The sequence below is a fragment of the Hansschlegelia plantiphila genome (assembly GCF_027922265.1).
GTDB lineage: Bacteria > Pseudomonadota > Alphaproteobacteria > Rhizobiales > Methylopilaceae > Methylopila > Methylopila plantiphila.
The window spans coordinates 191203-211886 of sequence record NZ_BSFI01000021.1 but is presented as its reverse complement, the minus strand read 5'-3'; the positions used below and the strand labels follow the sequence as shown (position 1 = coordinate 211886).

The 20684-nt window shown below is 65.8% G+C and carries 18 protein-coding genes and 2 tRNA genes; 14 read left to right on the top strand and 6 right to left on the bottom strand.

Translation table 11 applies throughout. The features are described 5' to 3' along the window. Positions 1–37 precede the first annotated feature (37 nt). Positions 38–574, top strand: coding sequence for a GNAT family N-acetyltransferase (locus PKE75_RS15395; RefSeq protein ID WP_271169620.1), 537 nt, complete (start codon positions 38–40; stop codon positions 572–574). A gap of 4 nt (positions 575–578) precedes the next feature. Here the strand turns inward: PKE75_RS15395 and PKE75_RS15390 are convergent, their stop codons facing one another. Together PKE75_RS15390 and lipB are read right to left on the bottom strand one after the other, a co-directional pair. Continuing rightward, complete coding sequence (locus tag PKE75_RS15390) at positions 579–2027, bottom strand: DHA2 family efflux MFS transporter permease subunit (protein ID WP_271169619.1); 1449 nt, start codon at positions 2025–2027, stop codon at positions 579–581. 78 nt (positions 2028–2105) lie between these two features. Then, the gene (lipB, locus tag PKE75_RS15385; protein WP_271169641.1) at positions 2106–2828 is read right to left on the bottom strand and encodes a lipoyl(octanoyl) transferase LipB; all 723 of its coding nucleotides are present in this window, start codon (positions 2826–2828) and stop codon (positions 2106–2108) included. 35 nt (positions 2829–2863) lie between these two features. Between lipB and PKE75_RS15380 the strand changes: the two genes are divergently transcribed. The 7 genes from PKE75_RS15380 (at position 2864) to PKE75_RS15350 (ending at position 9965) form a co-directional block, all read left to right on the top strand. Beyond that, a complete protein-coding gene (locus PKE75_RS15380; protein ID WP_271169618.1) occupies positions 2864–3172 on the top strand; it encodes a FliM/FliN family flagellar motor switch protein in 309 nt (102 codons plus the stop codon). Between the two features lie 60 nt (positions 3173–3232). Further along, positions 3233–3317, top strand: a tRNA-Leu gene (locus PKE75_RS15375). A gap of 155 nt (positions 3318–3472) precedes the next feature. Then, complete coding sequence (gene mgtE / locus PKE75_RS15370; RefSeq protein WP_271169617.1) at positions 3473–4894, top strand: magnesium transporter; 1422 nt, start codon at positions 3473–3475, stop codon at positions 4892–4894. Positions 4895–5211: 317 nt separating this feature from the next. Next, positions 5212–6036 (top strand): glycoside hydrolase family 25 protein, encoded by an 825-nt coding sequence (locus PKE75_RS15365; RefSeq protein ID WP_271169616.1) that lies wholly within the window; start codon positions 5212–5214, stop codon positions 6034–6036. Between the two features lie 166 nt (positions 6037–6202). Continuing rightward, complete coding sequence (locus tag PKE75_RS15360; protein ID WP_271169615.1) at positions 6203–7045, top strand: aldo/keto reductase; 843 nt, start codon at positions 6203–6205, stop codon at positions 7043–7045. A 72-nt stretch (positions 7046–7117) separates the two neighbouring features. Next, a complete protein-coding gene (locus tag PKE75_RS15355; protein ID WP_271169614.1) occupies positions 7118–7909 on the top strand; it encodes a YdcF family protein in 792 nt (263 codons plus the stop codon). 142 nt (positions 7910–8051) lie between these two features. After that, a complete protein-coding gene (locus tag PKE75_RS15350; protein WP_428979151.1) occupies positions 8052–9965 on the top strand; it encodes a potassium transporter Kup in 1914 nt (637 codons plus the stop codon). A 28-nt stretch (positions 9966–9993) separates the two neighbouring features. On the opposite strand, the gene PKE75_RS15345 is transcribed toward PKE75_RS15350, so the two are convergent. The 4 genes from PKE75_RS15345 to uvrA form a co-directional block, all read right to left on the bottom strand. Further along, positions 9994–10263 (bottom strand): DUF3253 domain-containing protein, encoded by a 270-nt coding sequence (locus tag PKE75_RS15345; protein ID WP_271169612.1) that lies wholly within the window; start codon positions 10261–10263, stop codon positions 9994–9996. Next, positions 10260–11684 (bottom strand): methylenetetrahydrofolate--tRNA-(uracil(54)-C(5))-methyltransferase (FADH(2)-oxidizing) TrmFO, encoded by a 1425-nt coding sequence (trmFO, locus tag PKE75_RS15340; protein WP_271169611.1) that lies wholly within the window; start codon positions 11682–11684, stop codon positions 10260–10262. Before trmFO ends, PKE75_RS15345 begins: the two co-directional genes overlap by 4 nt. A 121-nt stretch (positions 11685–11805) precedes the next feature. Further along, positions 11806–11976, bottom strand: coding sequence for a DUF1127 domain-containing protein (locus PKE75_RS15335; RefSeq protein WP_271169610.1), 171 nt, complete (start codon positions 11974–11976; stop codon positions 11806–11808). A 276-nt stretch (positions 11977–12252) separates the two neighbouring features. Next, positions 12253–15288, bottom strand: a complete 3036-nt coding sequence (gene uvrA, locus PKE75_RS15330) for an excinuclease ABC subunit UvrA (RefSeq protein WP_428979148.1) — start codon at positions 15286–15288, stop codon at positions 12253–12255. Positions 15289–15524: 236 nt separating this feature from the next. Between uvrA and ssb the strand changes: the two genes are divergently transcribed. The 6 genes from ssb to PKE75_RS15300 all read left to right on the top strand — a co-directional run bounded on the left by ssb (position 15525) and on the right by PKE75_RS15300 (position 20678). Next, positions 15525–16031 (top strand): single-stranded DNA-binding protein, encoded by a 507-nt coding sequence (gene ssb, locus PKE75_RS15325; protein ID WP_271169609.1) that lies wholly within the window; start codon positions 15525–15527, stop codon positions 16029–16031. A 221-nt stretch (positions 16032–16252) separates the two neighbouring features. Further along, positions 16253–18967 carry a DNA gyrase subunit A gene (gene gyrA / locus PKE75_RS15320; protein WP_271169608.1) on the top strand — a complete coding sequence of 905 codons (2715 nt, stop codon included), beginning with the start codon at positions 16253–16255 and terminating at the stop codon, positions 18965–18967. A gap of 115 nt (positions 18968–19082) precedes the next feature. Next, positions 19083–19158, top strand: a tRNA-Pro gene (locus PKE75_RS15315). Positions 19159–19366: 208 nt separating this feature from the next. Continuing rightward, the gene (locus PKE75_RS15310; protein ID WP_271169607.1) at positions 19367–19543 is read left to right on the top strand and encodes a hypothetical protein; all 177 of its coding nucleotides are present in this window, start codon (positions 19367–19369) and stop codon (positions 19541–19543) included. A 33-nt stretch (positions 19544–19576) separates the two neighbouring features. Beyond that, positions 19577–20074: a pantetheine-phosphate adenylyltransferase gene (gene coaD / locus PKE75_RS15305; protein ID WP_271169606.1), complete on the top strand. Its 498-nt coding sequence runs from the start codon at positions 19577–19579 to the stop codon at positions 20072–20074. 46 nt (positions 20075–20120) lie between these two features. Continuing rightward, positions 20121–20678, top strand: coding sequence for a peptidylprolyl isomerase (locus PKE75_RS15300; protein ID WP_428979150.1), 558 nt, complete (start codon positions 20121–20123; stop codon positions 20676–20678). Positions 20679–20684: the final 6 nt, after the last annotated feature.

Here is a 20684-nt window from a genome sequence, read left to right as displayed (position 1 = left end):
ACGTCGCTTCAAGACGGCGAAACAGGAGCGCCTCGCTATGCTGAGCCAGCGCTATCCGACGATCCTCGAAATCGAGGGCATCCTCGCCGACGTGCCGCACGACGGCTATGCGGACGCGTTGACCGCCGCCTTCGCCGATCCTGCGGTGATGGTCACGCTTGGCGGCGTCCGCTCTCCCGAAGCCGCACGCAGCTTCATCATTCGATCGCGCGCGCATTGGCGCGACGCGGGGTTTGGCCTCTGGTTCCTGCGTGACATGCGTGACGGATCCTTCGGGGGTTGGGCGGGCATCCGCCGATGCGAGGCCGCCGGCGAGAAAACCGTGGAGCTCGCCTACACTCTCGTGCCGAAGCTCAGATGCAAGGGACATGCGACGCGCATCGGCCGCGCAGCGCTCCAATTGGGGTTCGAGAACCTGGGTCTGCCGGAGATCGTCGCCCTCACGACCGAGACGAACACGCACTCGCTCGCCGTCATCGAGCGGCTCGACTTCGCCTACGACAAGTCCTTCGAGCATGTCGGTCTGCCGCATGTTCTGTACCGCCGGACCGCCGCAAGACATCAGGCGGCCTGATCCGTCAGCCTCGCTCTCGGGCTTCCGCAAGCGGATCCGGGCCGGCCGGGGCGTGGCCCGAGACTTCCCCGCCCGCATTTGGCGCAAGCCGCGCGAACAGGAACACCGAAGAGGCCGAGATCAGCCCGATCATCATGAAGGTGGGCGGGAAGTCGCTGGCTTGGAGCGTTGTTCCCGCGCGATGCCCGAGGATCGCCTCCAGCGCGAGGGCGGCGAAGCTGACGCCGAGCGACAGCGATATCTGTTGCGCGACGCTCGCCAGACTGGTCGCCCTGCTCATGCGGGCCGAGTCGATGTCGGCATAGCCCAGCGCATTGACTGCGGTGAACTGGAGCGACCGGAAGAAGCCTCCGACCAGCAATGCGCCGAGCATCACCGCGGAGGGCGTCGCCGCCGTGAACAATGCGGGCGCAGTCATGAAGGCCGCCGCGATCAACGCGTTCGCTATCATGGTCGCGCGGAAGCCGAAGCGCTGCAGGATCGGCTTCGCGGCCATCTTCATGAACAGCGCGCCGAGCGCCGAGGCGAATGTCAGCAGGCCTGACTGGAAAGCCGACAGGCCGAAGCCCAGCTGCAACATCAGCGGAAGCAGGAAGGGCGCCGCCCCGATCCCGATCCGGAACAGAGAACCGCCGAGGATCGCCGCGCGGAAGGTCGGGATTGCGAACAGTCTCAGATCGAGGATCGGGTGTTCGACCCGCCGGAAGTGAAGGATGTAGCCGGCGAGCGAGACGACGCCCGCCGCCAGCAGGACGAACGCGACCTCATGCGGCAGCGCCTCGAGGCCGAGCGCGGTGGCGCCTGAGACGAGAGCGGCCAGCCCGAAGCCTGACAGCACGAAGCCGAGCCGGTCGAACGGCGTGCGCTCCTCGCCCTTGAGGTCCGGAATGAACAGCGTCGCCAGCACCAGCCCGAGCGCCGCGATCGGGAGGTTGATCCAGAAGATCCAGCGCCATGAGAAATAGGTGGTGATGAAGCCGCCGAGCGGAGGCCCGAGCACCGGCCCGATCAGCGCCGGCACGGTGAGCCATGCGAGGGAGCCGACAAGTTCTGACTTCGGCACTGTCCGCAGTATCACCAGCCGACCGACCGGCACCATCATCGCCCCGCCGACCCCCTGGATGACCCGCGCCCCGATCATCTCTGGCATGGTCGCGGAAAAGCCCGCCAGCGCCGAACCGAGCGCGAATACGGCGATTGCGGTGCGGAACACCAGCCGCGCGCCGAACCTGTCCGCGACCCATCCGGAGACGGGGATGAACACCGCCAGGCTGAGCAGATAGGACGTCATCGCGAGCTTGAGGTCGATCGGATTGACGCCAAGCTCGGTCGCGATCGCCGGCAGGGACGTCGCAAGCACCGTGGAGTCGAGATTCTCCATGAAAAGCGCGCAGGCGACGATCAGCGGAACCAGAATGCGGTTCGGGATCGCGACGTTGGAGAAGACCGCCATTCACGCATGTCCAGGCGCAGGTCGCCCCGCGGGTCGCACTTGAAGCGCGAAGCGGTCGTTTGATCAACCGCCGCCTCGTCAGGTTTCGCGCAAGGTCGGACCGAAGATGTCCTCGAAGGTGTCGCGCATGGCCATGTCGACCTCCGCCATGCTCACCACGCGACCGAGGTCGGCTAGGCTCGTTACGCCGTGATCCCGCACGCCGCAGGGCACGATGCCCGCGTAATGCGTGAGGTCCGGTTCGACGTTCAGGCTGACGCCATGCAGGGTCGTCCAGCGACGAACCCGCACGCCGATGGCGGCGATCTTGTCCTCCATCTCGCGGCCGCGTTCAGGCCTTCGAACCCAGACGCCCACCCGGTCCTCACGCCGTTCGCCGGCCACGCCGAAACGATCAAGCGTCGCGATCAGCCAGGCTTCCAGCGCGGCCACGTAGCGGCGCAGGTCGGGCTCCCGTCGCTTCAGGTCCAGCATCACATAAGCGATGCGCTGGCCGGGACCGTGATAGGTATATTGCCCGCCTCGCCCGCTACGGAAAACGGGCAGCCCGCCGGGATCGGTCAGGTCCCGAGCGTCGGCGCTGGTCCCGCCGGTGTAGAGCGGCGGATGCTCCAGCAGCCAGACGAGTTCAGGGGCGGTCCCTTGGGCGACCGCCGTGGCGCGTTCCTCCATGACGGCGAGCGCCTCCAGATAGCCGACAGCCTCATCGGTCGCCCGCCATTCGACGGAGCGACCCTCGGCCCGTGGAAGGAAGGTCGCGGACAGCGCGTCGCGAAGCGGGAAAGGAAGCCGATCAACCATGCCTAACCATGTTTTGCGCATCGTCTGGAAACGACATGCGCCCGCGTCGACGCGGCGCATACGGAGATCGTGTCCCTCCGATCGACAAGGTCAATCTCGATATTTCTGTCGTGCTGGGCGCCGCGACGATACCGATCCATCAGCTTCTGCGCATGGGTCGCGGCGCAGTCATCGAGCTGTCCGCCATGGAGGGCGCCGCGGTGACGTTGCTCGCGAACGACCATCCCATCGCCTACTGCGCGGCGTTCGTAAATGACGAGCGGATCGGCGTCGAAATCACCACCATGCCGTTGCGGCCGGAGAAGGGCCGCAGCGAGCGCGTCGCGGAAGACGTCGCCGCATGACGTTCAGCGCCGCTTATCGCGCTTGTGGCGCCGCGATCGATTTGTTATCAGCACGCCGCCGCGGTCGTGGCGGAACTGGTAGACGCGCAGCGTTGAGGTCGCTGTGGGGCAACCCGTGGAAGTTCGAGTCTTCTCGACCGCACCAAGATAGGCAGTCGCCGGGAACGTATTCCGGCGAACGAACGGCGGCCCCTACCAGGCCGCCGTTTTCGTTTTCAGGCGCCATGGTTGCCGCGCCGAACGAGACCACCTACACGGGCGCCTGATACGCCGTTTCCACATTCGTGAAGCCGAGGGCGCATGACCGCTGACGCCGAAACGCGCGACGCGAAGCCTGGAGCGGATGTGGAGATCCGCGCCGAAGACGGCCGCCTCGCTTCCGGATTTATAGAAAGCGTCGCGTCGGCGATTTCGTCGAACGACGCCGCACGGGTCCGCGAACTCGCCGGCGACCTCCACGAATCCGATCTCGGCGACCTGATCGAAACGCTGGAGCACGACGACCGGCCGAAACTCATCGAGTTGCTCGGCAAGGACTTTGACTTCGCGGCCCTGACCGAGATCGACGAGACGGTCCGTGTCCAGCTGCTCGAGGAACTGCCCCCGGAAACCGTCGCCAAGGGCATGCGGGGGCTCGATTCGGACGACGCGGTCTACATTCTCGAAGACCTCGACGAGGTCGACCGCGCCAAAATCCTGGATCAGATCCCTGCGCTCGAACGCGTCGCGCTGAAGCGGAGCCTCGACTACCCGGAGGACTCCGCCGGCCGTCGCATGCAGACCGAGTTCGTCGCGGCTCCCCAGTTCTGGACCGTCGGCCACCTCATCGACTACGTCGCCGACACCGACGAACTCCCGGAGACGTTTTACACGATCTTCGTGGTCGACCCGGCGTACAAGCTGCTGGGCTCGGTGCCGCTGGACAGGCTGCTGAGAGCCCGTCGGAGCAAGCTGCTCTCTGATATCCTGGAAGAGAATCCGCGCACGATCCGCGCGACCGAAGACCAGGAGGACGCGGCCCGCACCTTCGAACGCTATAACCTCGTCTCGGCGGCGGTCGTGGATGACGGCGGGCGTCTCGTCGGCGTGCTGATGGTCGACGACATCCTCGACGTCATCGAGGAAGAGGCGGACGAGGATCTGCGCGCGCTCGGCGGCGTGACCGGCGACGAGGAAATCTCCGATCCCGTGTTCTATACGGCGCGGAGCCGCATCCCGTGGCTGCTGGTGAATCTCGTCACCGCGTTCTTTTCGGCCAGCGTGATCGGCCTGTTCGAGGGCACCATCGAGCAGATGGTGGCGCTCGCGGTGCTGATGCCGATCGTCGCCTCCATGGGCGGCAACGCCGGCACGCAGACGATGACGGTCGCGGTTCGCGCGCTCGCCACCCACGACATCGGCGGCCATAACGCCCGTCGCCTGATCCGACGCGAGACCCTGGTCGGACTGTTCAACGGCGTGATCTGCGCTGTGGTTGTGGCGTGCATCGCGGGGCTGTGGTTCCAGAACGCCCAGCTCGGCGCGATCATCGCCTGCGCGATGGTGATGAACCTGGTCTGCGCCGGCCTGTTCGGCATCCTCATTCCGCTCGGCCTGGAGCGGATGAAGTTCGATCCCGCCGTCTCCTCCGGGGTGTTCCTGACGACCGTCACCGACACGGTCGGGTTCTTCTCGTTCCTCGGCCTCGCCACATGGTGGTTCGGCCTCGGAGGCCCGCACTAAAATATGGTGACCGGATCGTTAACGTTTTGGCCACTTTCGACGACTTAGGCTGCGCGTGGCCGAATCATCACGCGGGAAGAGTCCGAAATGATTGAACCGATGGTCGCGCGCCTTGCAGGATGCCTCGTTTTCGCAAGCCTCCTGGCGAGCCTGATCACCGCGGTCGACGCTCCGAGCGAGCGCCGTCGCCAATCGGAACGGGTCGCACAGGCTGAAATCCAGCAACGGGTCGAACATCAGCTATTCACGCGTCCGTGATCGACGTCGTCGGCTCGGACGTCTAGAGTGCCTTTGACAGCTTGGAGCGCGCGGGGACCATGGGACGGATCGGGGGAGGCGCCGCGGCCACGCGCGGCTTCCGCGTCGCGGCCCTTCTGGCCGCAGCTGCGGTTTTGTCGGCATGCTCCTCGTTTGGAAGCGACGTCGACGTACAGCGCACCGCTCTAAGGACCACGGTGCCGGCAGACGTCGGGGTCTCGTCGGCGCTGACGGGCGTCGTGACGACGCCGGAAGACCACGCCATCCAGGGCATCGACGTCTCGAAGTATCAGGGTACGGTCGACTGGGCCGCAGTGAGGGCGGCGGGCGTGTCTTTCGCCTATATCAAGGCGACCGAGGGCGGAGATCGCGTTGACGACCGCTTCGCCGAGAACTGGGCCGCAGCGAAGGCCGCCGGCGTGCCGAGAGGCGCCTACCACTTCTATTATTTCTGCCGCACCGGCGCCGAGCAGGCCGCCTGGTTCATCCGCAATGTTCCGAGAGATCCGGAAGCCCTCCCGGTCGTGCTCGACATGGAGTGGAACCACACCTCGCCGACCTGTCGGCGGCAGCCGCCGGCGGCGGAGGTTCAGCGCGAGATGTCGAGCTTCCTCCGCATCGTCGAGAAGCACTACGGCAAACGCCCGGTGATCTACACCAGCGTCGACTTCCATCGCGACGCGCTCGTCGGCGCGTTCCAGACGCACCAGTTCTGGCTTCGTAGCGTCGCGGGCCACCCGAGCGCCAAATTTTCCGATCGCAGCTTCGCCATCTGGCAACATACGGCGACGGGCCAGGTGCCGGGCGTCACCGGCTTCGTCGACCGCAACGTTTTTGTCGGTTCGACCGACAACTGGCGTCGCTTCGCCTCGACGGGCTTCTGACGCCGCGGACAGCGTCCTGCGTTCACCTCCGGGACCGACCCGCGGGCTGACATCGGACCTTGGCGCACCATCTGACGTTCCGACATGATTTGCGGAATCGCGACTTCGTCGCCCGCCGCCGCGATGGCGCCGCCTCGGCTGCGGCGGGATCATGGAAGGATCTTTAATGCTTACGACACCTGGCAAGGCGCCTCTCGTCGCCGCGAACGGCGCATCGATCCCCGCTCTCGGCTTCGGCACTTGGCAACTGCGAGGGGTGGAGGCCCGCGACGCGGTCGTCGAGGCGATCAGGGTGGGCTACCGCCATATCGACACAGCCCAAATTTACGAGAACGAGACGGATGTCGGTAACGGGCTAAGGCTATCGGGGATCGCCCGCGACGAGATGTTCCTCACCACGAAGGTCTGGACATCCAATTACCGCGACGGAGATCTGCAGCGCTCGGTCGAGGAGAGTCTGAAGCGGCTTGGCGTCGTCCACGTCGATCTGCTGTTGTTGCATTGGCCGAACCCGGAGACGCCTCTCGCCGAAACCATGAAGGCGCTGAACGCCGTTCGCGCGGCGGGTTTGGCGCGCGATATCGGCGTGTCGAACTTTCCCACTCGCGAACTGCGCGAGGCGATCGACCTCTCAGGCGCGCCTCTCGTCACCGATCAGGTGGAGTACCACGCATTCCTCGACCAGTCCGCGCTCAAGGCTGAACTCGACCGCGGCGGCATGGCGCTCACTGCCTACAGCCCGATCGCCCGGGGTAAGGCGGCGCACGACGAGACGATCAGGACGATCGCGCAGACGTACGCCAAATCCGCCTCTCAGGTCGCTCTGCGCTGGCTCATCCAGCAGGACGGCGTGATCGCGATCCCGCGCTCATCGAAGAAGGAGCGGATCGCCGAGAATTTCGACGTGTTCGATTTCACGCTGAGCGATGAAGAGATGGCTCGGATATCCGCGCTCAGGACCCGCGAAGGACGGCTCACATCCCCGTCATTCGCGCCCGAGTGGGATTGAGACGGGGGATCGCTGCAACGACCGCGGGCCGCGGACGGATGAACGCCAGGATCGTCAACGGAAGGGCTGGTTATGTATTTCTTCGCGTCGAAGGTCCTGAGCTTCTTCCTGTCGCCATCGAACCTGCTTGTGGCGCTTGGCGTCATTGGCGCTCTCGCCTGGCTCTTCCTCTCGCCGCGCGGCGGGTCAACAATAATGGCGGCCTCGGTCTTCTGCCTGGCGATCGCGGGGCTCTCTCCGCTCGGCAACCTGTTGCTCATCCCGCTCGAGGAGCGGTTTCCAAGGGCTCCCGACGGGGAGCCGCCCGCCGGACTGATCATCCTCGGCGGCGCTTTCGACACCGTGATCGCCGGCGCCCGGGGCGACGTCGCGCTTACCAAGGCCGCCGAACGCTTGACGCAGGTTGCGGAGCTCGCGCGGCGCTGGCCGGAGTCGCGGATCGTCTTCAGCGGCGGATCCGGCACGCTACTATATGACGGCGTGACCGAGGCGGATCTTGCAGCCCGACTGCTCGAGAGTTTCGGCGTGGCGTCCGATCGGATCGTGCTCGAGGATCGTTCGCGCAACACTGTCGAGAACGCGCGTTTCACCCGCGACCTCGTGTCGCCGGCGCCGACGGAACGCTGGTTCCTTGTGACGTCGGCCTACCACATGCCTCGGGCCGTCGGCTGCTTTCGCGAGCAGGACTTTCCTGTTGAAGCCTGGCCGGTCGATTATCGCACGCGGGGCGCCAGAGACGTCGTGCGGCCGTTCTCATCGGTCGGAGCAGGTCTTCAGCGGGTCGACGTCGCGGTGCGTGAGTGGGTCGGCCTTGTTAGCTACTGGCTGCTGGGATATGTGAGCGTCCCGTTGCCGCGACCCTGATCGACGCTCATAATTCCAGGAACACGCCGGACAGCGGCCATCCGCTTTCTCCCGGCCATGCGGGCCAAGGCTTCCCATGACGACTAGCTCCGACGAAGGCGCGGCCGCGAAGTCTGCGCCTTCCGAACCCACGCCCGGCGCGCTGACGCCCGGGGCATCGGGCACGCACGGCGCCAGCGCCACCGCCTCCACCGCTACGACCAGCGAACGGCACGGGTTCTGGTCGCTGACGATCGGCAGCGTCGGCGTCGTCTATGGCGACATCGGGACGAGTCCGCTCTACGCAATGCGCGAATCCCTGCTCCATCTCGGGCACCAGCCGAGCCTGGAGGAGGTGATCGGCGTGACCTCGCTGCTGATCTGGGCGCTCGTCGTCGTCGTGACTTTCAAATATGTGCTGATCCTGCTTCGTGCCGACAACCACGGCGAGGGTGGAACGCTCTCGCTGATGGCGCTCGCTCAGGACGCGCTGGGGCGCCGAAGCTGGCCTCTCGTAGCGCTCGGCGTTGTCGGCGCCTCGCTGTTTTACGGCGACGCCGTCATCACGCCAGCCGTCTCGGTGCTTTCGTCAGCGGAGGGCCTGAAGGTCGCAAGCCCGAGCTTCGAACCCTACGTCCTGCCGATCACGCTCGCGATCATCTTCGGCCTTTACACCGCGCAATCCTTCGGCACCGGCAGGGTGGCGGCCTTTTTCGGCCCAGTGATGGTGGTGTGGTTCCTGTCGCTCACTGCGCTCGGCGCGATCCACATCTTCGACGCGCCCACGGTGCTGAACGCGCTGAACCCGTATCACGCGGTCCTCTTCCTGTTTCAGCACGGCTTTCTCGGCTTCGTCGTGCTCGGCGCGACCTTCCTCGCGGTCACCGGCGCGGAGGCGCTCTACGCGGACATGGGGCATTTCGGCCCGGGCCCGATCCGGACGGCGTGGCTCGGCTTGGTACTGCCGTCGCTCGTGATCAACTACCTCGGCCAGGCCGCGCTTGCGATCTCGCACCCCGAGGTCGTCGAGAACCTGTTCTTCCTGATGGTCCCGGAATGGCTCCGCCTGCCCTTCGTGCTGTTCAGCTGCGTCGCGACCGTGGTCGCCAGCCAGGCGAACATTTCCGGCGCCTATTCGCTGACCCGCCAGGCCATGCAGCTCGGCCTGCTGCCTCATCTCGAGGTTCAGCACACGTCGGAGACGCAGCACGGCCAGATTTACATGCCGAAGGTGAACTGGCTCATGCTGGCCTGCGTGGTGCTGCTGGTCATCACCTTCCAGACATCGGGCCGGCTGGCTGCGGCCTACGGCATCGCCGTCATCGGCACGATGATCATGTCGAGCGTCCTCGCGATCGTCGTGATCGCCAAGACCTGGAAACTGGGCTGGCCGCTCGCGCTGCTCATCATGACGCCGCTGATCGTCACCGACGCGGTGTTCCTCAGCGCAAACCTGCTCAAGATCAAGGACGGCGGCTACATTCCGCTGATGCTTGGCGTCGTCGGCGTCGTGGTGATGTGGACCTGGATTCGCGGCACCCGCTTCGTGGAAGGCCGCATCGAGCGAGAGGCGATCCCGATCAGGGAGTTCGCGAAGTCGATGAGCACAAGTTCGGCGACGCGCGTGAAGGGCACAGCGATGTACCTCACCAGCTCGCCCGAGATCACGCCGCCGGCGTTGCTCCACAACCTGAAGCACAACAAGGTGCTCCACGAACGCAACGTGATCCTGTCGGTCTACACCCTCAATCAACCCACCGTCCCGCAAAACGAGCGCATCACGCTCAAACGGGTGTCGGAGGAGTTCTCGACGCTGGAGCTGCGCTACGGCTTCATGGAGGATCCCAACCTTCCCCGTGCGCTGGCGCAGGCGAAGGCGCATGGACTGCCCTTCGACATGATGAAGACCTCGTTCTTCGTCGGCCGCCGGTCGTACCGCGCCTCGGCGAGCGTCGGCATGCCGCTCTGGCAGGACCACATCTTCATCAGCCTCGTCCGCCAGTCCTATGACGCGACGGAGTACTTCCGAATCCCCGCAGGACGCGTGGTCGAACTCGGCAACCAGATGGTGGTGTGAGGGTCAGACCCGGCGCGACCTGCCGCTCTCAGTCCGCAGGGCCTTCCGGCGGCAGGCCGATTCGGTAGACGCCCTTGAAGCCCTCGGGATCGACGGGCTTTCCCTTGCGATAAATCGAGACCTCGCCGCGTTTCGCGAGGCTGACCGCAACCGCCCGGACAGCCTTGATGCGGGCGCCCCACATGGCCTCCTCGGGAGCGACGCCCGAAGCCTTGGCGGCTTCCGTCGGGCAGATCGTCTTGCCGGCGCCGCGCTCGATGACCAGCCGCAGCACCAGCGCGTCGAGCGTCTCGCTCATTCGGCGGCCTGCGCGATCGCACCGCCGCCGAGCCATGCGGCGAGATCCGCGCGCGCGCGGTCGGTCAGCATCTTCTTCTTCGCCTGCGCCTTCATCGCGCCACGCAAACGCGCTCCGTCCACCGACTTGATCGGCCCCTCGACCGGCGGGAACAGTCCGAAATTGACGTTCATCGGCTGGTAGCTCTTCGGACCTTCGTCCTCGACTTCGATATGGCCGCCCGTGACGTGGCGGAGCAGCGCGCCGATCGCCGTGGTCGCCGGCGGCGCCGAAAGCGTCTCGCCGCGCCGCTCGAATGCGGCGAAGCGTCCCGCCAGCAGGCCGATCGCGGCGCTCTCGACATAGCCTTCGCATCCCGTGATCTGGCCTGCGAAGCGCAGGCGCGGCTCGCGTTTCAGCCTCAGATGGGCGTCGAGCAGCTTAGGCGCGTTGAGATATGTGTTGCGGTGAAGGCCGCCGAGCCGCGCGAACTCCGCCCGCTCCAGGCCCGGAATCGTGCGGAAAAGCTCGACCTGCGCGGAGTATTTCAGCTTGGTCTGGAAGCCGACCATGTTGAACAGCGTGCCGAGCGCATTGTCCTGCCGGAGCTGCACGACCGCGTAGGGCTTCACCGCGGGGTCGTGAGCGTTGGTCAGGCCCATCGGCTTCATCGGGCCGTGCCGCAACGTCTCGGGGCCGCGCTCGGCCATCACCTCGACCGGAAGGCAACCGTCGAAATACGGCGTCGAGGCTTCCCATTCCTTGAACGAGACCTTTTCGCCCGACACCAGTCCGGTGACGAAGGCCTCGTACTGCTCCCGGGTCATCGGGCAGTTGAGATAGTCGGCGCCTGTCCCGCCGGGCCCGACCTTGTCGTAGCGCGACTGCTTCCAGGCGATCGACATGTCGACGGTGTCGGCATGGACGATCGGCGCAATGGCGTCGAAGAACGCCAGTTCGCCTTCGCCGGTCAACTCCTGAACCGCCTGCGCGAGGGCCGGGGAGGTGAGCGGGCCCGTCGCGATGATCACGCTGTCCCAGGCCTCAGACGGCAGGCCGGCGACTTCTCCGCGGTCTATCGTAACAAGCGGGTGCTGCGCGAGCGCCGCCGACACCGCGGCCGAGAAGGCGCCCCGGTCGACCGCAAGCGCGCCGCCCGCAGGCACCTGATTGGCGTCCGCCGCACGCATGATCAGCGAGCCTAGCGCCCGCATCTCCTGATGCAGCAGGCCGACCGCGTTCTGTTCGGCGTCGTCGGAGCGGAAGGAGTTCGAACAGACGAGTTCGGCGAGCCCGTCGGTCTGGTGCGCTTCCGTGGCGCGCTGGGGCCGCATCTCGTGAAGGACCACGGGCTGGCCGCCCTGCGCCAGCTGCCATGCAGCCTCGCTCCCGGCGAGGCCGCCTCCGACGACGTGAACGGGTTGATTGGGCTGAGCTGTCATGGCCGGAAGCTAGAGGCTGCGGGAGAGCGCCGCAATCCGGGCTCGGCCGGCGGTGGGCCGCAGATGCAAAAAAGCCCCGGGCGGGGCCGGGGCTTTCAGCGCGAGAGCGTCGAGCCCTCGTTCAAGCAGCAACTGCCCTGAGGGCGGCGCGGCGGGAGATGCCGGCGATTTCGTTGCGGCCGACATTGATGTCCGCCAGCGTGCGGTCGTCGAGGTTGGCGAGTTCGGCGTAGGTCGAGCGGTAGATCTTCCAGACCTGGTACCGCTTGAGAAGGAAGCTCCAGAAAAGCATTGTCGTCGTCCAAAGTTCGCGGCGTGGACCCCTTCGACGCTTCTTGCGTCAAAAGCGACGCCGCAGCGTCATAGCGAGCATATGGGCCTCGACGGGGCTCCTGCGCAATTCGCGAGCAGGCATTGCTGCAATGCGCGCCAATCATGGGCGGTAACCGAACTGTTAACGACCGCCTCTTCCTTGGACCTGTTGAAAAATCAATCAGGATAAATGGCGCCGCGGCGCCATAAGTCGGGCTGGGACGGCGCCTAAAAAATCGTCACGACAAAGCGCTGCTCATTCCGCCGCGTCCTTGATCGCGGTCTTCAGCGGCCGCCTTTCGAGCACTTCGGCCAAAAAGCGTCCGGTGTGGCTGCTCTTCGCCTTGGCGATCTGCTCCGGCGTGCCGGTCGCGACCACCTGACCGCCGCCGTCGCCGCCTTCCGGACCCATGTCGATGATCCAGTCCGCGGTCTTGATCACCTCGAGATTGTGCTCGATCACGGTGACGGTGTTGCCCTGCGCGACCAGTTCGTGGAGCACTTCGAGCAGCTTCGCGACGTCATGGAAGTGCAGGCCAGTCGTCGGTTCGTCCAGAATGTAGAGCGTCCGCCCCGTCGCGCGGCGAGACAGCTCCTTCGAAAGCTTCACGCGCTGCGCTTCACCGCCGGAGAGGGTGGTCGCCGGCTGACCGACCTTGACGTAGCCGAGGCCGACGCGCGCCAGCGTCTCCATTTTTTCGCGGATGGAGGGAACCGCCTTGAAGAACACGACCGCCTCGTCGACGGTCATGTCCAGCACGTCGGCGATCGACTTGCCGCGATAGAGCACCTCCAGGGTCTCGCGGTCGTAGCGCTTGCCCTTGCAGACGTCGCAGGTGACGTAGACGTCAGGCAGGAAGTGCATCTCGATCTTGATGACGCCGTCCCCTTGGCAGGCCTCGCAGCGGCCGCCCTTCACGTTGAACGAAAAGCGGCCCGGCATGTAGCCGCGAGCCTTGGATTCCGGCAGGCCGGCGAACCAGTCTCGGATCGGCGTGAAGGCGCCGATATAGGTCGCGGGGTTCGAGCGCGGCGTGCGGCCGATCGGCGACTGATCGATGTCGATGACTTTGTCGAGCGCCTCGAAGCCTTCGATCCGCTCGTGGGCCCCCGGGTTCTCGTTCGCGCCGTTCAGCTTGCGGGCCGCCGCCTTGAACACGGTGTCGATCAGCAGCGTGGACTTGCCGCCGCCGGAGACGCCCGTGACGCAGGTGAAGGTTCCGAGCGGAATCTCGGCCGTGACGTCCTTGAGGTTGTTCGCCCGCGCACCGACGACCTTCAGCACCTTCTTCTTGTCGAACGGCCTCCGTCGGGCAGGCGTCGGAACGCTCAGTTCGCCGGTCAGGTACTTGCCCGTGATGCTGTCGGGGTTCGCCATCACCTCTTCCGGCGTTCCCGCCGCGATGATGCGGCCGCCATGGACCCCCGCGCCGGGCCCGACGTCGACGACATAGTCCGCGAGCCGAATCGCGTCCTCGTCGTGTTCGACCACGATGACCGTGTTGCCGAGGTCGCGCAGCCGCTCGAGCGTCCCGAGCAGGCGCTCGTTGTCGCGCTGGTGCAGCCCGATCGACGGCTCGTCGAGCACGTAGAGCACGCCCGTGAGCCCCGAGCCGATCTGGCTTGCAAGCCGGATGCGCTGGCTTTCGCCGCCCGACAGAGATCCCGACCCGCGGGCGAGGGTGAGGTAGTCGAGTCCGACGTCGACAAGAAAGCGCAGGCGGTCCCGGATTTCCTTGAGGATCCGATAGGCGATCTCGTTCTGCTTCTGGGTCAGGTGGTTCGGCAGATCCTCGAACCAGGCGTGGGCCGCCTTCACCGAAAGCGCGGACGCCTGCCCGATGTGCCGGTCGGACACCCTGACGGCGCGCGCCTCGGGCTTCAGCCGATAGCCCTCGCAGATCAGGCAGGGAACATCCGACATGTAGCGGCCGATCTCCTCGCGGGACCAGTCGCTCTCGGTCTCCTTCCAGCGCCGCTCGAGATTGCGGACGACGCCCTCGAACGTCTTGACGGTCTCGTAGGAGCGCAAGCCGTCGTCGTAGACGAAGCGCACCTTCTCGTCGCCGCTGCCGTAGAGAATGACGTTCTTCGCCTTCTCCGGCAGATCGGCCCAGGGCTTCGTCAGCGAGAAGCCGTAGTGCTTGGCGAGCGCATCCAGGGTCTGGACGTAATAGGGAGAGGTCGAGCGCGACCACGGCGCGATGGCTCCCTTGCGCAGCGTCACGCCGCCTTCGGGCACCACGAGATTGGGGTCGACGCTGAGCTCGGTGCCAAGGCCGTCGCAGGCCGGGCAGGCGCCGAACGGGTTGTTGAACGAGAACAGCCGAGGCTCGATCTCGGAAATCGTGAAGCCGGACACGGGGCAGGCGAACTTCTCGGAGAAGGTCAGACGCTTCGGATCGCCGTTCTCGTCCTTCTCGTCGGCGAACTCGGCGAGCGCGATGCCGTCGGCGAGCGCGAGCGCGGTCTCCAGACTGTCGGCGAGGCGGCTCGAGACGTCGCCTCGGATCACGACGCGGTCCACCACCACGTCGATGTCGTGCTTCAGCTTCTTGTCGAGCGCAGGAGCGTCAGCGATCTCGTAATATGTCCCGTCGATCTTGAGGCGCTGGAAGCCCTTCTTCTGAAATTCCGCGATCTCCTTGCGATACTCGCCCTTGCGGCCGCGGATCGCCGGCGCCAGCAGATAAAGCCGCGAGCCTTCGGGCAGCTCCTTCAGCCGGTCGACCATCTGACTGACCGTCTGGCTTTCGATAGGCAGACCGGTCGCGGGCGAATAGGGAATGCCGACGCGCGCCCATAAGAGGCGCATGTAGTCGTAGATCTCGGTAACGGTGCCGACCGTCGAGCGCGGATTGCGCGAGGTCGTCTTCTGCTCGATGGAGATCGCCGGCGACAGGCCGTCGATCTGGTCGACGTCGGGCTTCTGCATCATCTCGAGGAACTGGCGGGCGTAGGCCGACAGGCTCTCGACATAGCGCCGCTGGCCTTCCGCGTAGATCGTGTCGAAGGCGAGCGACGATTTTCCGGAGCCCGACAGTCCGGTGAACACCACGAGCCTGTCTCGAGGGATGTCGAGATCGACATTCTTGAGGTTGTGCTCGCGCGCGCCGCGGACGCTGATCATCCGCGCGTCGCGGCGCTCGCCCTTGCTGGCCGCCGCCGTGTCGAAGGCCGCCTCCAGCGCGGCGGCCTTGGCCTTCGGAGCAGGCGCGCGACCGGCGGGTTTGGCGTCAGCTTTCTTGGCGCGCGGCGCCGATGTCGCGGACCGCGTCGTCGTCTTCGTCATGTCGCATCGTCCCGTGGCGGGGAGGGGCCGCCGTCGTCACTTAGGTCGTATCCCAGCGGAACGGATCAAGGAGCGCTTGCCGCCGCAGGCCGCTGCTGGTAGAGAACATAGAAAGAACGGAAACGCCAGCGGTCACGAATTCTGGTGGATGGCGCGCTTGTGGACAAGGCGGCCCTTCGGCGCGACCCGCACGGACGTTCGGCGTAAGGTGCCCCTTCGAATTTTGGGAGATCGCCATGGCTGGCAGCGTGAACAAGGTCATCCTGATCGGAAACCTCGGCAGGGATCCCGAGGTCCGGCGGATGAATTCCGGCGAGCCCGTCGTCAACCTGCGGATCGCGACGTCCGAGACGTGGCGCGACAAGCAGTCCGGCGAACGGCGCGAGAAGACCGAATGGCATCAGGTGGTGATCTTCAACGAGAACCTCGCCAAGGTCGCCGAACAATATCTGAAGAAGGGCTCGAAGGTTTACATCGAGGGCCAGCTCCAGACCCGCAAATACACCGACGCCTCCGGCGTCGAGAAGTACTCCACCGAGATCGTGCTCCAGCGCTATCGCGGCGAACTGACGATGCTCGAAGGCCGCAGCGGCGGGGACAGCGGCGGCGACGCCTATGAAGGCGGCGGTGGCGAAAGCTTCGGTCGGTCGAGCCCGACCGAGCGTCGCCAGCCTGCGCCTGCCGCCGCCGGCGCCCGCGGCGGCTACGGCGCCGACGCGATGGACGACGACATCCCGTTCTGACGATCGGGATGAGTCCCGCCGGACGCGCGGATGGGGCGTCAACCTGAGCGCTGCGGCGTCGAACCTGCGAGAGCAGGTTTGGCCGCGCCTGAGATCGGCCTCTATAACCTACTGATATAGATGAGCTATTCGACGTTTTTTGACGGGGCCTGAGGATTGGCTTTCGCGGGCGGAATCGTCTAGGTTCCGGCGCGAATTAACGATCCGAAAGTTTCCTGATCTTGGCCGATCCTACCGATCCGACGTCGCCGTCCGACGTCCGTCTCGTCTCGATCGCCGACGAGATGCGGCGCTCCTATCTCGACTATGCGATGAGCGTCATCGTGGCGCGCGCGCTCCCCGACGTGCGCGACGGGCTGAAGCCGGTGCATCGCCGCATCTTGTTCTCGATGAACGAGAACGGCTATTTCCCCGACCGGCCCTATCGTAAGTCGGCGCGCGTGGTCGGCGACGTCATCGGTAAGTATCATCCGCACGGCGACCAGTCGATCTACGACGCGCTCGTGCGCATGGCGCAGACGTTCTCGATGCGCCTGCCGCTCGCGGACGGCCAGGGAAACTTCGGCTCGGTCGACGGCGATCCCCCCGCCGCCATGCGGTACACCGAGATCCGGCTCGCCAAGCCCGCGATGGCGCTGCTCGCCGACATCGACGAGGACACCGTCGATTTCCAGGACAACTATGACGGCTCGGAACGCGAGCCGACGGTTCTGCCCGCCAAGTTTCCGAACCTGCTCGTCAACGGCGCAGGCGGCATCGCGGTCGGCATGGCGACCAACATCCCGCCGCACAATCTCGGCGAGGTCGTCGACGCCTGCGTGGCGCTGATCGAAAATCCCGAGCTGGATCTCGAGGCGTTGCTCGAGATTGTTCCGGGTCCTGATTTCCCGACTGCGGGCCGCATCCTCGGCCGCAGCGGCATCCGCTCGGCCTATGCGACGGGTCGCGGCTCGATCGTGATGCGCGGCACGGTGACCACCGAGGAGATCCGCAAGGATCGCGAGGCGCTGATCGTCACCGAGCTGCCCTACCAGGTGAACAAGGCGACGCTGATCGAGAAGATGGCCGAGCTTGTGCGCGACAAGCGCGTGGAGGGCATCTCCGACCTGCGCGACGAAAGCGACCGCCAGGGAATGCGGATCGTGATCGAGCTGAAGCGCGACGCGGTCGCTGACGTCGTGCTGAACCAGCTTTACCGCTTCTCGCTGCTGCAGACGACGTTCGGCGCCAACATGGTGGCGCTGACCGGCGGCCGGCCGGAGCTGATGACGCTCCGCGACATGCTCGTCGCGTTCATAGCCTTCCGCGAGGACGTCATCAGCCGGCGGACCAAGTTCCGCCTCAACAAGGCGCGCGACCGGGCGCATGTCTTGGTGGGCCTTGCGATCGCTGTGGCGAATATCGACGAGGTCATCCACCTCATTCGCACCGCGCCGGATCCGGCGACGGCGCGCGAGCGCCTGATGGACCGCGATTGGCCGGCGGTCGACGTCGCGCCGCTGATCGCGCTGATCGACGACCCCCGCCACCGGCTGTCGGATGAGGGCACCTACCGGCTGTCGTTCGAGCAGGCGCGCGCGATCCTCGATCTGCGCCTGCAGCGCCTCACGGCGCTCGGCCGAGACGAGATCGGCGGCGAGCTCGACAAGCTCGCGGCCGAGATCGCGGACTATCTCGATATCCTGCGATCGCGCGAGCGCGTCCAGGCGATCGTCCGCGAGGAGTTGCTCGCTGCGAAGGACCAGTTCGCGACGCCCCGCCGGACCGAGATCATCGAGTCGGAGGCCGACTTCGAGGACGAGGACCTGATCCAGCGCGAGGACATGGTCGTCACCTTCACCCATGGCGGCTACATCAAGCGCGTGCCGCTGGTGACCTACCGCTCGCAGAATCGCGGGGGCAAGGGCCGCTCGGGCATGGCGACCCGCGACGAGGACTTCGTCAGCAGACTGTTCGTCGCGAACACGCACACCCCGGTGCTGTTCTTCTCCTCCCTCGGCCAAGTCTATAAAACCAAGGTTTGGCGTCTGCCGCTCTCGGCTCCGCAGGCGCGCGGCAAGGCGCTGATCAACATGCTGCCGCTCGATCCGGGCGAGCGCATCACGACCATCATGCCGCTCACCGAGAACGAGGCGGACTGGGCGCGCTACGACGTGATGTTCGCGACGTCGGGCGGCACGGTGCGCCGGAACAAGCTGAGCGACTTCGTCAACGTCAACCGCTCCGGCAAGATCGCGATGAAGCTCGACGAGGGCGAGTCGATCGTCGACGTCCAGATCTGCTCGGAGGATGACGACGTCCTGCTGACCACGCACCTCGGCCAGTGCATCCGCTTCCGTGCGGACGACGTTCGCGTGTTCAAGGGGCGGGACAGCGTGGGCGTCCGCGGCATCTCGCTCGCCGAGGGTGACCGCGTGATCTCGCTCTCGATCCTTCGCCATTTCGAGGCTTCTCCGGTCGAGCGCATCGCCTATCTCAGGCTGGCGAACGCCGTCAGGCGCGGCCAAGGCGAGAGCGTCGCCGAGGAAGGCGGCCCAGAGGGCGAGGTCGAGGCGGAGATCGAGGCGAGCTCGGACATCGAACTCGGTCAGGAACGCTATACCGCCATGAGCGAGGCTGAGCAGCTGATCCTGACCATTTCCGAGAACGGCTATGGCAAGCGCTCGTCGTCCTTTGAGTATCGGGTCACCGGTCGGGGCGGAAAGGGCATCGTCGCGATGGTGACGAACGAGCGCAACGGGCCGCTGGTCGCCTCGTTCCCCGTCGAGCACGCCGACCAGATCATGCTGGTCACCAACGCTGGCCAGACCATCCGCTGCCCTGTCGACAACATCCGCCTCGCTGGCCGAAGCACCCAGGGGGTGATCGTTTTCGCGACCGCGGAAGGCGAGCGTGTGGTCTCCGTCGACCACATTGGCGAGGATGAGGGCGAGTAGGCCTCATGTTCGAAGGTCGACGGTCGGCCTTCGGCTGAATGGTCGATTGTTATCTTAGGGTTAATCAAACGTAACGCTTGCCGGCCGCATTGGAGAGTGCGAATTGATCGCCATCGGCCCGGTGGGGGAATGGCTACCCGGGGGGACGGGAACGTCTTCGTATCCTGGTTCAATTCCAGGCTGGGCCTCCAAATCAGAAACGGCGCTTCCTGCCCGGGAGGCGCCGTTTTCGTTTCGAGCGTGAATGGAAGTCGCCCGGCGGCTCCCCAGACTGCCGGGCGTCCTCATGCGCCTCCGAACCGGAGAGGGGCGGGTATCCGGTTCGTCGCCGTTTCGCGGCGGGGGTCAACGCAAGAGGGAGTTCGGACGGCGAGACAGGTCGCGGCGAACAGCAGGGCGATGACCAGCACCGTGGCCTTCGTTCCCGTCATTCGATCGACCAGTCTCGAAACCATCGTGATCCCTTCCGAAAAACCTTCATCAGGCTACCGTTCGTGGTTGAACGACGTCTGGCGTCGCCATTCATCGGTCATTCACGGCCTTGGCGGCTTGCGGGCAGACGTCTCGGCGGGGTAAGCAGCGGCGCGCTGACCGCAACCGGATCATTCCATGCCGCGCGTCGCCTTCTATCCGGGTTCCTTCGACCCGGTGACCAACGGGCACCTCGATATTCTCGGCCGCGCCTGCCGGATTGCGGATCGCGTCGTCGTGGGGATCGGGACCCACGCTGGCAAAGCGCCGCTGTTTTCCGTCGCCGAGCGGGCTCAGATGCTGGAAGACTGCGGCGCGCCGCTGGCGCGAGCTGCAGGCGTCGCATTTGAGGTCGCGACCTTCGATGGGCTAGTGGTCGCCGCGGCGTCGCTGTTCGGCGCGACGATTCTGGTCCGGGGACTGCGGGACGGCGTCGATTTCGACTACGAGATGCAGATGGCGGGCATGAACGGCGAACTCGACGCAACGCTCCAGACGGTGTTTCTTCCGGCTGCGCCTTCGGTTCGCCCGATCAGCGCCACGCTCGTGCGGCAGATCGCGGCGATGAAGGGCGACGTGTCGGCCTTTGTTCCATCCGAGATCGCGGCCCGGCTTGCGGCGCGCTTCTCGAAATGACGCGGGCCGCGCCGTCCGCTCCCCTCTTCTGTTCGTTGAGATTTTGATGCTCAAAGCGTTGTCCGCCGCCCTAATCGCCGTTGCGCTCGCCGTGCCTGGAAGCACCGTGGCCAGCGCGCAGACGAAGTCGTCCGCCGCGCCTATGATCGTTCTTGAGACCACCAAGGGCGATGTCACGATCCGGCTGCGCCCGGACCTCGCGCCTAATCACGTCGCGCGGATCGAACAGCTTGCCCGCGAGAAGTTTTATGACGGCGTGCCGTTCCACCGCGTCATCGCTGGCTTCATGGCTCAGACTGGCGATCCGACCGGCACGGGCGAGGGCGGCTCGAAATATCCCGACCTGAAGGCAGAGTTCTCCAAAGAGAGCTTCAGGCGAGGCTCGGTCGGGATGGCGCGCACCAGCGACCCCGACAGCGCCAACAGCCAGTTCTTCATCTGCTTCGCGCCTGCTCCCTGGCTCGATGGCCAGTACACCATCGTCGGCGAAGTGACCGCCGGCATGGATGTCGTCGACAAGCTTAAGAAGGGACAGGGCGGCGGTGGCGCGGTCCAGGGCCCCGACAAGGTGAAGGCGGTCCGCATCGCCGACGCGCCGCGCTGACGCGCG

Coding starts and splice junctions, on each gene's coding strand:
- PKE75_RS15395 (WP_271169620.1), top strand. CDS start 38: ATGCTGAGCCAGCGCTATCCGACGATCCTCGAAATCGAGGGCATCCTC.
- PKE75_RS15390 (WP_271169619.1), bottom strand. CDS start 2,027: ATGGCGGTCTTCTCCAACGTCGCGATCCCGAACCGCATTCTGGTTCCG.
- lipB (WP_271169641.1), bottom strand. CDS start 2,828: ATGGTTGATCGGCTTCCTTTCCCGCTTCGCGACGCGCTGTCCGCGACC.
- PKE75_RS15380 (WP_271169618.1), top strand. CDS start 2,864: ATGCGCCCGCGTCGACGCGGCGCATACGGAGATCGTGTCCCTCCGATC.
- mgtE (WP_271169617.1), top strand. CDS start 3,473: ATGACCGCTGACGCCGAAACGCGCGACGCGAAGCCTGGAGCGGATGTG.
- PKE75_RS15365 (WP_271169616.1), top strand. CDS start 5,212: ATGGGACGGATCGGGGGAGGCGCCGCGGCCACGCGCGGCTTCCGCGTC.
- PKE75_RS15360 (WP_271169615.1), top strand. CDS start 6,203: ATGCTTACGACACCTGGCAAGGCGCCTCTCGTCGCCGCGAACGGCGCA.
- PKE75_RS15355 (WP_271169614.1), top strand. CDS start 7,118: ATGTATTTCTTCGCGTCGAAGGTCCTGAGCTTCTTCCTGTCGCCATCG.
- PKE75_RS15345 (WP_271169612.1), bottom strand. CDS start 10,263: ATGAGCGAGACGCTCGACGCGCTGGTGCTGCGGCTGGTCATCGAGCGC.
- trmFO (WP_271169611.1), bottom strand. CDS start 11,684: ATGACAGCTCAGCCCAATCAACCCGTTCACGTCGTCGGAGGCGGCCTC.
- PKE75_RS15335 (WP_271169610.1), bottom strand. CDS start 11,976: ATGCTTTTCTGGAGCTTCCTTCTCAAGCGGTACCAGGTCTGGAAGATC.
- uvrA (WP_428979148.1), bottom strand. CDS start 15,288: ATGACGAAGACGACGACGCGGTCCGCGACATCGGCGCCGCGCGCCAAG.
- ssb (WP_271169609.1), top strand. CDS start 15,525: ATGGCTGGCAGCGTGAACAAGGTCATCCTGATCGGAAACCTCGGCAGG.
- PKE75_RS15310 (WP_271169607.1), top strand. CDS start 19,367: ATGACCAGCACCGTGGCCTTCGTTCCCGTCATTCGATCGACCAGTCTC.
- coaD (WP_271169606.1), top strand. CDS start 19,577: ATGCCGCGCGTCGCCTTCTATCCGGGTTCCTTCGACCCGGTGACCAAC.
- PKE75_RS15300 (WP_428979150.1), top strand. CDS start 20,121: ATGCTCAAAGCGTTGTCCGCCGCCCTAATCGCCGTTGCGCTCGCCGTG.